1 protein-coding gene (running past one end of the window) is annotated in these 16346 nt (G+C 49.0%); it reads left to right on the forward strand.

Translation table 11 applies throughout. The features are described 5' to 3' along the window. Window positions 1-16334 carry the 3' portion of an SDR family NAD(P)-dependent oxidoreductase gene (locus BN1546_RS21120; RefSeq protein ID WP_090738774.1) on the forward strand. The gene continues 3415 nt to the left of window position 1, outside the view, so only the last 16334 of its 19749 coding nucleotides appear in the window; its start codon lies off the left edge, out of view; its stop codon occupies window positions 16332-16334. Window positions 16335-16346: the final 12 nt, after the last annotated feature.

The raw sequence follows: 16346 nt of genomic DNA on the forward strand, positions 1-16346 counted from the left end.
CAGAGGAAAAGCCAGTGGCTACAGCTAGCCATACCCTGCTGCTGGAGCCAGTTTGGAAGGAGCAGAACGTACCGCCGGAGGTCGAAGCCCCTGCTTATGACCGCCGTATCATCTTGCTGTGCGAGCCGGATGAGACTTTGCCTGAACAGCTTGAAGCGAGAGTGAACGGAGCGGCGCAGGTCTTGGCCTTCTCATCCGGGAAAAGCCGGGTGGATGAGCGGTTTCAGGCCTATGCAGTTCAGACCTTTGAGAGCATCCAAAGCATTCTTAAAGACAAGCCTGCTGGAAGGGTGCTGGTTCAGCTTGTCGTGGCGGCGGCTGGAGAAGGGCAGCTCTTTTCGGGACTTTCGGGTCTGCTGAAGACCGCCCGGCTGGAAAATCCGAAACTCATCGGCCAATTGATCGAAGTGGAACAGGGAGAATCTGAGGAAAGCCTGGGGGCGAAGCTGGAGGAAAATAGCTGTAGTCCAGTAGATGGATGGATTCGCTATGAAGGCGGTCAACGGAAAACCGCTTGCTGGAGCAGGTTCGAGCCATCTCGGCCGGATGAGAAGTTGCCATGGAAAGACGGTGGCGTTTATCTTATTACCGGCGGCTTTGGCGGCCTAGGGCTGCTTGTTGCAGAAGAGCTGGTTCGGCATACCCGAGCAGCGACTGTGATCCTGACAGGCCGGTCGTCGCTGGATGGAAACAAACAGACGCGGCTAAAGGAACTGGAGTCCTTAGGGGCCAGAGTGGTGTATAAGCAGGGGGATATCACCGACAGGAACACGGTGACTGGCTTGCTGGAAAGCATCCAGGAGGAATTTGGGCGTGTCCACGGGATTATTCACTGTGCAGGGGTGATTCACGATAACTTCATTCTCAAGAAAAGCAGGGAAGAATTTATCGAGGTGCTGGGACCGAAGGTCCAAGGGCTGGTCCATCTGGATGAGGCAAGCAGCGGTCAGGATCTGGACTTCTTCGTGCTCTTTTCCTCCATCTCGGGCAGTCTGGGCAATCTGGGACAGGCCGATTATGCCACCGCCAACGCTTTTATGGATGCGTACGCAGCATACCGGAATACCCTTGTGGAGGCCCAGCAACGGCGGGGCCGGACGGTATCCATCCGCTGGCCGCTGTGGAAAGAGGGCGGGATGCGGATCGATGCGGACACGGAAAAGCTTATGAGACAAAATATGGGCACTACACCTCTACAGACCGAGTCGGGCATTCAGGCGTTATACCAATGTCTGTCTTCAGGCAAGGAGCAGGTGATGGTCATGGAAGGAGAACCCGAGAAAATCGAGGCCTATCTGGCGAAAGCCGTCTCGCAGGCTGGTATCCGTGCGGTAGAAGCAACTGGGTCGAAGCTAGATGTGAGCTTACTTTACGAAAAAACCTTATATCGTCTCAAGGCGTTGTTGGGAGAGGTGACCCGGCTGAGCGTCAGTAGCATCGAAGCTCATGAGCCGTTAGAGCGTTATGGCATTGATTCCATTATGATTACCCAACTGAATGCCAAGCTGGCAGGATCTTTTGGCGAGCTGTCCAAGACACTGTTTTATGAGTACCAGACCTTGCGTGCCCTGGCAGAACATTTAGTGGCGGAATACGCACCGGAGTGCATGCAGTGGGTCGGAATGAGTCCAGACATGCAGCTGGTGGAGGAAACGACTGCGGCAACCCGGTGTGCCGAAGAAGAAAGCGTGTCAGTTGCGGAACAAACGATTGCGGAAGAGGCGACAGCGAAGCTTACCCGAAGCTACGTGAAGCCGGTTCGAAGCTATGTGCAGTCTGGCGCAGAGGAAACACGTGAACCGATCGCCATCATTGGTATGGCAGGCAAGTATCCAGGTTCGAAGGACATGAACGAATATTGGGAAAATCTCAAAGCAGGGAAGGATTGTATCGGCGAAATCCCGCAGGAACGCTGGTCGCTGGAAGGATTCTTTCAGCCTGATAAAGAGGAAGCAGCTGCGCATGGCAAAAGTTACAGCAAGTGGGGCGGTTTTATCGAAGGCTTTGCCGAATTCGATCCACTGTTTTTTAATATTGCACCGCGGGAAGCACTCAGTATGGACCCTCAGGAAAGGCTGTTCATTGAAGCCTGCTGGGAAGCGATGGAGGATGCAGGCTACACCAGAGAACAGCTTGCAGTACGACATAACAGCCGGGTAGGTGTATTTGCGGGAATTACCAAAACAGGATTTGATCTGTACGGTCTTGATCTATGGAGAAAGGGAGCGCAAATATTCCCTCACACTTCCTTTAGCTCGGTAGCCAACCGAATTTCGTACCTGTTCAATTTGCAGGGCCCGAGCATGCCGGTGGATACGATGTGTTCGTCTTCGTTGACTGCGATTCATGAAGCGTGTGAGCATCTGTACCGCGGAGAATGCGAGCTGGCTATGGCAGGAGGAGTGAACCTGTATCTGCATCCGCTGAGCTATGTCGGACTTTGCGCCAACCAGATGCTGTCCATAGACGGACAGTGCAAGAGCTTCGGAAAGGGAGGCAACGGCTTTGTCCCAGGAGAAGGCGTGGGGGTCGTGCTATTGAAGCCGCTGTCCAAGGCGATAGCAGATGGAGACCCGATCCATGCGCTCATCCGGGGAACGAGTATCAACCATGGAGGCAAGACTAACGGGTATACAGTGCCTAACCCGACTGCTCAAGGGGAGCTGATCCGGTCAGCACTAGAGCGAGCCGGGGTACATGCCCGGACCATCAGCTATATTGAAGCTCACGGAACCGGTACAGAACTGGGAGATCCTATTGAAGTAACCGGTCTGACCCAGGCCTTCAGGAAGGATACGGCAGACAAAGGATTTTGCGCCGTGGGCTCTGTGAAGTCCAACATCGGACATTTGGAGGCGGCAGCGGGCATCGCAGGGATTGGGAAAATTGTCTTGCAGATGAAAAAACGGACGCTGGTTCCCAGCCTGCACGCCCAGGAACTGAATCCGAACATTCCTTTTGAGCAGACGCCGTTTGTTGTCCAGCAGGAGCTGGAGGAATGGAAGCGGCCTGTAGTTGAACTCGGTGGAGAGACCCGGGAATACCCGAGGATGGCGGGGATTTCATCGTTTGGAGCAGGAGGCGCCAATGCCCATGTCATCATTGAAGAGTACGTTCCAGAAGAGAAGGCGCCCATCCGTGTGACAGCTCACAACCCCGTTATTATTGTGTTGTCGGCCAAAAATGAGGATCGACTGAAACAGCAGGTCGAGAGATTGCTGTCCGTGATCGGGAAAGGAGAGGTCACAGAAAGCAATCTGGCTGATGCAGCCTACACGCTTCAGGTAGGACGTGAAGCAATGGAAGAACGCCTGGCGGTCATTGCCGAATCGATGCCAGCACTGGTGGAAAAGCTGGAAGGATTTCTAGAAGGCCACGATGGGATATCCGAGCTGTACCGAGGACAGGTCAAGCGAAACAAAGAGGCACTGTCCGCACTGATAGAAGATGAAGATATGGAAAAAACGATCACTGCCTGGATCGGGAAACGGAAATATGCGAAGATTGTGGATCTTTGGGTGAAGGGACTGGCGATGGACTGGAGCATGCTTTATGGAGATGCCAAGCCGCAGAGAATAAGCTTGCCAGCCTATCCTTTTGCAAAGGAGCGGTATTGGATCACGGATATTACGATCCCATCTGTAGAAAGAATCCCTAGTGAATCTCAAGAAAAAGCAGTTCATGTTCAATCTCAAGTGATGGAGCCTGCACCTCCTGAAGCTTTAATGCTATCCGGTTTTTCCAGTAGTTCTGAAAAACCAAGCGGGATTTCCTTACGGAATTTGTCGGACAGTCAGCCGCAGCTTAGTAAGTCTGCCAACCAGCAGGGGTCTCCGATTATTTTAACTTCTCCGGAAGGGGTAATGCCTACATCAGAAAAGGACAAAAAGACGGAAGAACAGACGCCTGTGGCTCCTGCCCTATCCCTATCGTCAGAAATATTGCAGGAGGAGCTGACAACAAGTCTGGCGCAAGCTTTATATATAGATCGGGACGAGATCGATGAGGATAAAAACTTTGTTGATCTTGGATTGGATTCCATTATAGGCGTAGAGTGGATTCGAAACATTAATAAACACTACCACACATCCATAACAGCGACAAAAGTCTACGATTATCCGACCATACGGGAGTTTAGCAAATTTTTAGCAAAGGAATTGGGCGATCGTGTGGCCGAATTAATCATGCCGTCTTCTGCTGCGTCTATTCCAGATCAGGCACCTGCGAAGCATTTACCGCCGCTCGTATCATTGGAAATGGATAAGCAGGCAGAGACTTCACTTCAGATCCATTTGATGCCGATATCGCCTGAAAAGCAGCCGCAATTCGGCATAACTCCGTCTGGTGTCTCTACAGAGCAATTACGGGAAGAACTGACGGCAAGCCTAGCTGAAGCCTTGTACATGGAGCAAAGCGAGATTGAGGCAGATAGAAACTTTATTGATATCGGACTGGATTCGATTATAGGCGTAGAATGGATTCGAAATATGAATAAGCGTTACGGCACATCCATTGCAGCTACCAAGGTCTACGACTATCCGACTATTCTGCAATTTACCGAGTTTTTGGCACAAGAAATCAATAAGCATGGGGGTAAGAAAAGCTACGTTCAGCAGCCCTTGGACACAGTCACAGGCACGGACAAACCTATAGCAGAAGTCCATTTGCCGCGAACAGACACGATCCAATGCTCTCCAGCGCAGTTGCCTAAAGCGGAAACGGTGCCATTGCGTCGGGTAAAAGCAGAAGAGGAATCAGTGTCAGCAACTTCGGAAAATCAAGATGCAATTGCAATTGTCGGGATTTCGGGAAGATATCCTGGTGCCGAAGATGTACAGCAATATTGGAAAAATCTCGCTCAGGGTCAAAACTCCATTGTTGAAATCCCGAAGAACCGCTGGGACGTAGACCCGTTGTATGATCCGCGTCCGGCACAAGAGGGGAAAGTAAATTGCAAGTGGCTGGGTGCCTTGAAGGATATCGAATATTTTGATCCGTTATTTTTTAATATATCTCCTACCGAGGCGGAAGGGATGGACCCGCAACAGCGCATCTTTTTGCAAGAAGCCTATAAAGCCTTTGAGGATGCAGGTTATAGCGGCTCGCAGTTGGGAAATAAAAAATGCGGCGTTTATCTTGGCATTTTAAATAATGAGTATAGTATGATGCGCTACAAGAATGAAGCACAGTTCAGCAATACTACCGGGAATAGCAACGCTATTGCAGCGGCACGTATTTCCTATTTTCTTAATCTGAAAGGACCTGCCATATCTGTGGATACGGCATGCTCCTCATCGCTGGTGGCTACTCACCTTGCTTGCCAGGCTTTATCAAATAAAGAGATTGAAATGGCGCTGGTCGGCGGTGTGTCCTTATACCTGACCCCAGAATCCTATATAGGTATGTCTGCATCGGGAATGTTATCACCAGATGGTCAGTGTAAGACATTTGACAACAGTGCCAACGGCTTTGTTCCAGGCGAAGGAGCAGGGGTGCTGGTTCTGAAGCGGCTAAAGGATGCGGAAGCTGACCGGGATCACATCTATGGGGTTATTATCGGAACTGGGATCAATCAGGATGGAAAAACCAACGGAATTACCGCGCCAAGCGCAAACAGCCAAATAGAGCTTGAGCAGGAGATATACAATAAGTATCAGATTGAACCCGAAAGTATTAGCTATGTTGAAATGCATGGGACAGGCACTAAGCTGGGCGATCCTATTGAATTGGAGGCTTTATCCACAGCTTTCAAAGAAAAAACAGATCAGAAGAAGTTCTGTGCTATAGGCTCGGTAAAGAGTAATATCGGGCATACTTCGGCAGCAGCAGGCGTAGCAAGTATACAAAAAGTGCTATTATGCATGAAGCATAAGAAACTGGTACCGACACTGAATTTCAAGAACCCGAATGAACATTTTGATTTTGATGATTCTCCATTTTATGTAAATACACAATTAAAGGACTGGGAACCTTCTCGCGGGAACAAAAGACGTGCCGCAGTGAGCTCTTTTGGTTTTAGCGGTACCAATGCCCATCTTATTATTGAAGAATATCGTCCTGAGGTTGGAAAATTACCAGCAGACGACGAACCGCATAGTCCCGTTCTTTTCGTATTGTCTGCCAAAAATGAGAAGCAATTAGTAACCTATGCCGAAAACATGAGAAACTTTATTGCATCTCAGCCAAATCTTAATTTGGCAGATATGGGGTATACGCTACAGGTGAGCCGTGAGCCGCTGAACCATCGTCTGGCTTTTGTGGCAGATTCAAAAGAGAATCTGCTAAAAGCGCTGGATGGATTGATTCATCATCATCTGCCAGCTGGAGTCCTGACGGCTCAGGTGAAAAAGGGCAAAGACGGGATCGGGCTCTTTGAGGCAGATGAAGATGCCAAATCCTTGCTTGAAACCTGGATCAAGAAGAGAAAATTAGAAAAAATTGCGGAGCTGTGGGTACAGGGTCTAACGATGGATTGGAATAAGCTGTATGGGAATATCAAGCCTCGTCGGATTAGTCTACCCACCTATCCTTTTGCAAAAGAACGGTGCTGGGCGCCCGAGCTAGACAATAAGGCAGGCAAAGGCACGACTTCTGTCATTGCGGCTGCACTTCATCCTTTGCTGCACCAAAACACTTCCGATTTTTCGGAACAGCGGTTCAGCTCGACTTTTACAGGTCAGGAGTTTTTCCTGAAGGATCATGTAGTAAATGGTCGCAAGGTGCTGTCTGGGGCCGCATCCCTTGAAATGGCGCGGGCGGCAGTGGAGCAGTCACTAGGGACGGATGAGGGCCACCTGGTCGGAATGTGCCTTAAAAATGTGGTTTGGGCACGGCCTATTACCCTAGAGGATGGCCCAATACAGTTGCATATCGGGCTTTTCCAGAATGAAGATCAAGTGATTTCATATGAGATTTATGGAAATAACGGAGCCGGTGATACAGAGCTTATGATATATAGCTACGGCAATGCGGTACGGAGATCGGCGGTGGAGGTTCCTGCATTGAATATAAAAGATTTGCAGGATACATGCAGCAGAAGCTTTTATCCGACAGCATTGTATGGCGTTTTCAGAGATTTGGTGATTGATTACGGTCCCGGGCATCAGGGGATTGAGATGGTATATGCGGGAGAAGGTCAGGTGCTGGCGAAGCTATCATTGCCCTCCTCAGTCTCTGACACTCAAAGCCAATTTGTCTTGCATCCAAGCATGATCGATTCCGCTTTGCAGGCATCCATAGGCTTAACGCTGGGCTCTGGCGAGACTAAGCCCGCTCTGCCGTATGCCATTCAGGAAGTTGAAATTATAAAAAATTGCAGCTCCACCATGTGGGCGCTGATTCGATACAGTGCAGACGGTAAAGCGGGAGATAAGGCACAGAAACTAGATATTGACCTGAGCGACGAAACCGGAGAGATCTGCGTGAGAATAAAGGGTTATTCATCAAGAATTTTGGATATAGAGTCTATTTCCATAGACGCGCAGTCCAATTCCGGTACCTTGATGCTTGAACCCGTGTGGAAAGAGCAGGGAGTTACCATAGAGGGTGATTTACCTGTGTATGATCGCCATGTCGTGATCCTTTGCCAGCCGTCCGGGATTTCCTGTGAACAAGTAGAAGCTCAAATAAGCGGCGCACAATGTATATTATTGCAAGCTGATCAAAACAGAATCGGGGAACAGTTCCAGCGTTACGCCGTTCAGGTACTTGAGCTGATGCAAAGAATTTTTAGCGAAAAAAACCATGGCAAGGTGTTAATCCAGATTGTCACTAACGACCAGGAGGAGCAGCAGCTTGTATCAGGACTCTCGGGTCTTTTAAAAACCTCCAGAATAGAACATCCAAAACTGGTGGGACAGTTGATAGAACTTGAACAGGATGAGGTCCCAAGTGCAATCATAGATATTTTAAAAGAAAACAGCTGGAGTCCTGAAGACATCCAGATCCGGTATGGGAAAGGCAAACGGTGGATTTCCAGTTGGAACGAGGTTCCGTTTTCTCCGGAAATGGCGGACATCCCGTGGAAGGAGAACGGAGTATACCTCATTACCGGTGGTGCTGGTGGCTTGGGACTTATTTTTGCCAAAGAGATTGTAAATAAAGTTCATAATGTTGCGTTGATTTTAACGGGGCGTTCCGCGCTGGATGAGGGCAAGCGGGCAGAGATAAAGAAATTGGAGTCATTAGGAGCGCGAATAGCATATAAGCAGGCCGATGTGTCCCGGGAGCAGGCGGTGGCTGATTTAATTCGGGAAATTGAGGCAGAATTCGGAAGCTTGAATGGCATCATTCACAGTGCAGGAGTAATTCGTGACAACCGTATACTCAAAAAAAATAGCAGGGAAATGCTGGAGGTTCTCGCTCCCAAAGTATTAGGGGTAGTGAACTTGGATCAGGCGAGCAAGAACCTGCCTCTTGACTTCTTCATTCTGTTTTCGTCGGTAGCCGGAGGACTGGGCAATCAGGGACAGGCGGACTATTCTACCGCTAATGCCTTTATGGATGCTTACGCCAGATACCGGAACGCTTTGACAGGATCGCAGCAGCGCCAGGGCCAAACGATATCTATCAATTGGCCACTATGGAAAGAAGGCGGGATGCATATTGATGAGGAGACGGAGAAGCTGGTAAAACAGCACACAGGCATGGGAAGTATTTCAACTTCTTCCGGCATTCAGGCCTTGTACCGTGCCATGCTTACGGGTGCTGATCAGGTTATGGTGATGGAAGGCAATCTCGAAAAAATGAAAAGAGCAGTAGGTTTAATAGCAATTCCGGAAACCAGACAGCTTGAAAAGGTGGCGGGTGCTTCAGCAACTATTTCAGCAATTTCTACTGAAAGTAATGCCGCACCGGACCTGCTGGACAAGGTGCAGACCGCCATGATGCAGGCGGTATCGAAATTGCTGAAAGTCAAACTTGAAGATATTGATGCCTATGTCGAACTGAGTGAGTATGGCTTTGATTCCATCTTGCTCACGCAATTTGCCAACAACATCAATCACTTGTACCGACTTGAGCTGACACCTGCCGTATTCTTTGAATACACTACACTTCATGACTTCTGCAGGTATTTAGTGGACGAATATGCCACCTTGCTTGGTGAGCAGTTTTTCGTCCAGACCCGGACTGAGCCTGCTGTGCAGAATGAAGAGGAGGATAGGGAAGACTGCATCCGCAGTAGACGCCAGCGTTTTCGATTTGCAAACAAGAATGTGCTAGCTATGCCGCAACAGACCCAGGCGGGTTCTGAACCTATTGCAATTGTAGGCATAAGCGGAGTCTTTCCCATGGCCCGGGATGTAGATGAGTTTTGGAAAAATCTTGAGGAAGGCAGGGATTGTATCACTGAAATACCTGAGGATCGCTGGGATTGGAAGGCATATTACGGTGACCCTGCGGATGAGAGCAATAAAACAAACATCAAGTGGGGCGGGTTTATTGACGGGATATATGAGTTTGACCCTTTATTTTTTGGAATTTCACCGAGGGAAGCCGCACTCATGGACCCGCAGCAGCGCCTATTGATGACTTATATTTGGAAGGCGATTGAAGATGCTGGCATTCAGGCAGCAGGGCTATCTGGAACCCGTACAGGCATCTTTACAGGAACCGCAAATAGCGGCTATAGCGGAATGATCTATCAGGGAAATGTGGGTGTCGAGGCATACTCCTCCAGTGGAATGGCGCCGTCGGTGGGACCCAATCGTATGAGCTATTTCCTTAATATTCATGGTCCGAGCGAGCCTGTCGAAACAGCTTGCTCCAGTTCACTGGTGGCCATTCACCGGGCAGTAAAGGCTATAGAAGATGGAAGCTGCGAAATGGCAATTGCAGGTGGTGTCAATGTAATTATCACACCTGAGCTTCATATCAGCTTCAATAAAGCAGGGATGCTGTGTGAGGATGGCCGATGCAAAACCTTCTCTGATCAAGCCAACGGTTACGTGCGCGGTGAAGGGGCGGGCATGCTTTTCCTGAAAAAGCTGAAGGATGCAGAAAAGGCTGGAGACCATATTTACGGCATAATTCGGGGTACAGCCGTTAATCACGGAGGCCGGGCGAATTCTCTGACAGCCCCCAATCCGAGGGCACAGGCGGATTTGCTGGTAAATGCATATACAAAGGCCGGTATCGACCCAAGGACAGTCTCTTACATTGAGGCCCATGGAACAGGCACCGAATTAGGCGATCCAATTGAAATTAACGGACTGAAAGCAGCCTTTAAAGAACTTTATGAGACTATAAAGGGACCCGGGATCAATGAACCCCATTGTGGCTTAGGTTCAGTGAAGACCAATATCGGACATCTGGAATTGGCTGCTGGGATCGCCGGTGTCATCAAAGTGCTGCTTCAGTTGAAGCATAAAAAACTTGTTAAAAGCCTTTATTGCGATGCAATGAATCCCTATATCAAACTTGAAGACAGTCCATTCTATATCGTTCAGGAGACGAGGGAATGGAAGCAGCAGCAAGATGCTTCTGGGAAAAATATTCCTCGGAGAGCGGGGGTCAGCTCTTTTGGATTCGGCGGTGTCAATGCCCATTTGATCATCGAGGAGTATGTTTCGGAAAATCAGAAGAAAGAGCCGGTTACCTTCGCTACCCAAAAGCCAGCTATTGTTGTGCTGTCAGCCAAGACTGAAGCACAGCTGCAAGATCAGGCACGGCAATTGCGGGCTGCAATCCGGGTGCGCCAGTTCACAGACAGCAGTCTGGGAGATATAGCGTATACCCTGCAGGCGGGACGCGAAGCGATGGAAGAACGTTTGGCCTTCACTGTAGTTTCTCTCTCCGAGCTTGAGGAGAAGCTAAAGGGATTTGTGGAAGGCCGAGAAGGTATCCATAGCTTATATGTTGGGCAGGCAAAACGCTATAGAGAAGAAAATAGAGACCGGGAAACACAAAAGGGTGCGGCCGAGACGATTGAGGCGTTAGTTAGTGAAAGCGACTATGCCCAAATCGCACGCCTTTGGGTAAAAGGCGCGGTTTTTGACTGGGACGTGCTGTACGGAAAGAATAAGCCGAACCGTATTAGCCTGCCTACCTATCCTTTTGCCAGGGAACGTTATTGCATAATCGATACCAATAACCTGAGCGGAGCAAACAATGTTGGGCCGAAGCAGGAGACGTCAGCCATCATTCATCCTTTGCTTCAGCAAAATACGTCCGATATTTATGGACTTCAGTTCAGCTCCACATTTACGGGAAGAGAATTTTTCCTCACTGATCATGTGATCAAGGGACAGAAGCTTTTGCCTGGAGTGGCCTACCTTGAAATGGCGCGAGCGGCAGTAGAGGAAGTCGCTACATCTCCGGAAGAAAGTCGGATTTGTGTTCGTCTAAAAGATGTATTATGGCTCCGGCCTGTGGTAGCTGAGGAGCGGCCGATTGCTATAAATATCGGGCTTTATCCGCAAGATGGCGGAGAAATTGCCTATGAAATCTACAGCAAGTCTGAATCAGTGGACACGGAGCTAGTTGTGCATAGCGAAGGCAGCGCAGCGATTGTTCCGTTGGCCGAGATTCCTGTCATAGATATTGAAGCCTTGCTGGAGCAGTGCAATCTAGGTACCTATTCATCCCAGCAGTGTTATGAGGCGTTTGCAGCGATGCAGGTTTCCTATGGGCCGGGACATCAAGGAATTGAAAAGATATATACCGGCGTGGGTCAGGCACTTGCCAAGTTGTCCTTGCCTTCTTCTGTTTACCAGACCATGGGACAGTTTGTGATGCACCCTAGCTTGATGGATTCCGCTTTGCAGGCGTCCATAGGCCTGATTATGGGCACAGGTGGAGATGATGGTAAAGCTTCTATAAAGCCAGCTTTACCATTTGCATTGGAAGAGCTTGAGGTGTTTAGCGGCTGCACATCAGAGATGTGGGCTTGGGTCCGTTATCGTGAAGACAGCAGACAGGATGATCCAGTGCAAAAGCTCGATATTGATTTGTGCGATGTGCAGGGGAATGTTTGTGTAAGCATGAAGGGCTTCTCATCACGAATTGCAGAAGGAGGAACTAGGGGATCAGGGGAATCAGATGAATTGACGATACCTGAGACTTTGATGCTTGAGCCTGTATGGGAAGAACAAGCGCCTGCCCCGAGAGGAACAGCACCTAATTATCAGCAGCATCTGGTAATTCTATGTGAACCAGCACCTATTTCCGGGGAAATGATTGAATCACAAATGAACGGGGTGCATTGTCTCATCTTGCAATCCGAAGAGGAAAGCATGGATGCACGGTTTAGAACTTATGCAGCTCAGGTGTTTGAGCAAATTCAACATGTGCTTAAAACCCACTCCAAACACAAAACATTGATTCAGCTTGTCATTCCGGTACAGGATCATAGGCAGGTATACTCGGGACTTTACGGACTCTTACAAACAGCGCGGCTTGAGAATCCCGGACTGGTGGGCCAACTGATTGAAGTGGATGTGGAGGAAGATGCAGCAGGTCTTATAAATATCCTGCAAGAAAATAGCCGCAACTCCATGGATACACATATCCGCTATCAGTGGGGCAGACGATATGCAGCCGCATGGACGGAAATCCAATCCTCGCGGGAAGCGGGCCGTATTCCGTGGAAGGACTCAGGGGTGTATTTGATTACCGGAGGAACAGGTAGTCTTGGTTTGATTCTGGCTGAAGAAATGGCACGACAGACCAAAGATGCCCTTTTAATTCTCGTTGGACGATCTGTGCTTCGCGGTCACACCAAAGCAAGGATTGAGGAAATAGAGGCTCTAGGAGCAAGAGTCGTATTTCGACAGGCCGATGTCGCCGATAAAAGAGCGGTTGAGGATTTGATCCGGGATATTCAGGAAGAGTTTGGGAAGCTGGACGGAATTGTTCACAGCGCCGGTGTGACCAGCGATAATTTCATTATTCAAAAAACAGGGGAGGAATTGCAGAAAGTATTGGCGCCAAAAGTTACAGGATTGATCAATCTGGATCAGGCCTGCAAAGATCTTCCGCTGGACTTTTTTGTCCTGTATTCATCTGTTGCCGGCAGCCTTGGGAATATAGGACAGGCTGACTATGCTGCTGCCAATGCCTTTATGGATGCCTATGCCAGATATCGCAATACGCTTGTAGAACAGAAGCAACGTCAGGGGCAGACGCTTTCTATCAACTGGCCGCTGTGGAAAGAAGGCGGAATGCGTATTGATAGAGAAACGGAACAAATCATGGAGGAAATGGGGATGTTTGCTATGAAGACCGATACAGGAATGAGGGCTTTGTACCAAAGTCTGGCTTCCGGAAAAGATCAAATCATGGTATTGGAAGGGCGTGCCAATCAGCTCAGAGAAACGCTCTTGCAGCAGCCATCCCTGAATCAGGCTGAAGATGCCTCCTCTATGATTATGGAGAGCAGAAAGGAGTCAGGAATCGGACAAGATCTTCTTGCCGAAAAAGCGGCAAATTATTTAAAGCAACTGCTTGCTGCATCGATCAGACTGCCGGCAAGGCAAATTGAAGTCGATGCCCCTATGGAGAAGTATGGAATTGACTCTATTATGATCAGACAGCTGACACGTGAACTGGAGAAAACATTCGGAACACTACCCAAAACATTGTTTTTTGAATACCAAAGTATCCGGGAGCTGACTCAATATTTTCTTGAAGTTCACCAGAAGCAGCTGATTCAACTGCTTGGAATGGAGGAAGAGGTTAACGCCGTCCAAGCGTTTACGTCTTCTACTGTGAAGGATAGCCCAGGAAGGCCATTTTCCAGTAGCCGAAGAGAAGCTCGTGAAATGCCGGCTCAGACACAATTACTGGATCAGAAAAAATTCCAAACGCAGCCGGAAACAGTAGGCGGTACGGGGGATATTGCCATTATCGGCTTGTCGGGCATGTATCCTGAGGCGGAGAATCTTGGGGAATTCTGGAACAATCTGCGCAATGGAAAGGACTGCATTACGGAAATTCCCAAAGAGCGTTGGGATCACAGCATACACTTTGACGAGGAAGCGGACAAATCCGGAAAAGCTTACAGCAAGTGGGGTGGCTTTATCAAAGGCGTGGATCAATTTGATCCGAAGTTTTTCAACATCTCTCCTAGAGAAGCAGAAATCATCGATCCACAGGAGCGCTTGTTCCTAAAATGCGTCTATGAAACGATCGAGGATGCAGGCTATACACGAGAAGGGCTTGGTTTGGAAAGGAATGTAGGCGTTTTTGTCGGAGTTATGTATGAAGAATACCAGCTTTATGGGGCGCAGGAGCAGGCTAGAGGCAAAATGATTGCCGTACCAGGGAATCCGGCCTCCATTGCAAACCGAGTTTCTTATTTCTGTAATTTCCACGGGCCAAGCATGGCCGTGGATACGATGTGCTCATCCTCATTGACGACTATTCATCTAGCCTGCCAGAGCTTACAGCAAGATGAGTGTGAGCTTGCCATTGCTGGCGGTGTCAATGTCTCCATTCATCCGAACAAATACCTGATGCTTGGGCAGGGAAGATTCGTATCAAGCAAGGGTCGGTGCGAAAGCTTCGGAGAAGGCGGAGATGGGTATGTGCCGGGTGAAGGCGTAGGGGCCGTATTGCTCAAACCGCTGACCAAAGCAATTGCAGACGGCGATCACATATACGGGGTCATCAAGGGAACCGCTGTGAATCACGGCGGGAAGACCAATGGCTTTTCGGTTCCGAACCCCAAGGCGCAGGCCAGTGTGATTGGGAGGGTATTTAAGAAAGCCGGAATAAACCCCAGAACAATCAGTTACATTGAAGCACACGGCACGGGGACATCTTTAGGTGATCCTATTGAAATCGCTGGATTGCAAAAGGTTTTCCGGGAATATACGGAAGACACGCAGTTCTGCGCCATTGGATCGGCAAAATCTAATATAGGGCATTGTGAGAGTGCGGCAGGGATTGCTGGAGTGACTAAGGTGCTCCTTCAGCTCAAATACGGACAAATCGCACCTTCGCTGCATTCAAACATACTCAACCCGAACATCGACTTTAGCAATAGCCCTTTTATAGTTCAGCAGGAGCTTGAAGAGTGGAAAAGACCGATCGTCACTATAAATGGAAAGACCGTTGAATACCCGAGAATTGCAGGTATTTCTTCTTTCGGCGCCGGAGGCTCCAACGCACATGTGCTTATTGAGGAATACATCCCTAAGGTGCAGGAGACTAGACAAGCTGCCGTGATATTGCAAAACCCGGCCATGGTCGTGCTGTCGGCCAAAAATCAAGAGCGTTTGTACGAGCAGGTACAAAGATTGCTTTCTGCACTCAGAGCACCGGAATACGCAGAAGCCAGTTTGGAGGATATAGCATTTACCCTTCAGGTAGGACGGGAAGCTATGGAAGAACGGTTAGCAGTCTTAGCTAAGTCTACGAGGGAGCTCGAAGGAAAGCTGGAGAGCTTCCTGGCGGGGAATGAGGATATCGACGGACTCTATTCGGGTAAGGTAAAGAAAAATAAAGATATTCTGACTGTTCTTGAAGCAGACGAGGACATGGAACAGTTGGTGGATGTCTGGATAAGCAAGGGCAAGTATACAAAGCTGGCAGAGCTTTGGGTTCAGGGCTTGTTATTCGATTGGAACAGGCTTTATGGAAAGGCCAGACCTCGTCGGATGAGTCTGCCAACCTATCCATTTGCTCAGGAGAGCTATTGGATCTCTACGTTCGGAAGCCAGTCCAAGGAGACCAAGATGGAACCTCTTGAAGTTGATATCCCGGCACAAAAGCCTGTTTTCAGTCCTCCTGCTGTCGATGATAATGTGCAGGTACAAACATTGGCGAAAGTACCTGAAAAACCGCAGGGTATTTTGCTGCGCTCAGTTTCTGACATCGAGAAGGTAGCCGATACACCGAAAAAGGCAGCCAAGCCCGCAGAAGTGAAGCCGGCTCTGCCGCAACCTAAACCTATCATTTCCTCACCACAACTGGCTGTCAAGGATGAGGTCAAGCGATCTGCTAATGGGCCTGTGGCTGTACGGGTGGATGCCTTGGAGAAGGAACTAATTGAAAGTCTTGCAAAATCCTTGAGTATGGACGAAAAGGACATCGGCCGGGACGATAAATTTATCGACATGGGACTGGATTCTATTATAGGCGTAGAGTGGGTACAGGACGTGAACAAACGGTTTGGAACTTCTATTTCAGCAACCAGAGTGTATGACTATCCTAACATTAAAGAATTTTCCAAATATTTAGCAAAGGAATTAAGCAAATCGGCGGAAGCCTCAAATCAAGTGCCTGTAGAGTCAACTTCTACGCAGCCCATGCAAGCGTTGATCCAGAAGGTGCTGCAAGGTGAATTAAATGTTGAGCAGGCCGATCAGTTGTTCAAGCAATTACACTCGTAAATTGCCGACACG

Source organism: Paenibacillus sp. Mc5Re-14 (assembly GCF_001049835.1).
Taxonomy (GTDB): Bacteria; Bacillota; Bacilli; order Paenibacillales; family Paenibacillaceae; genus Paenibacillus; species Paenibacillus polymyxa_C.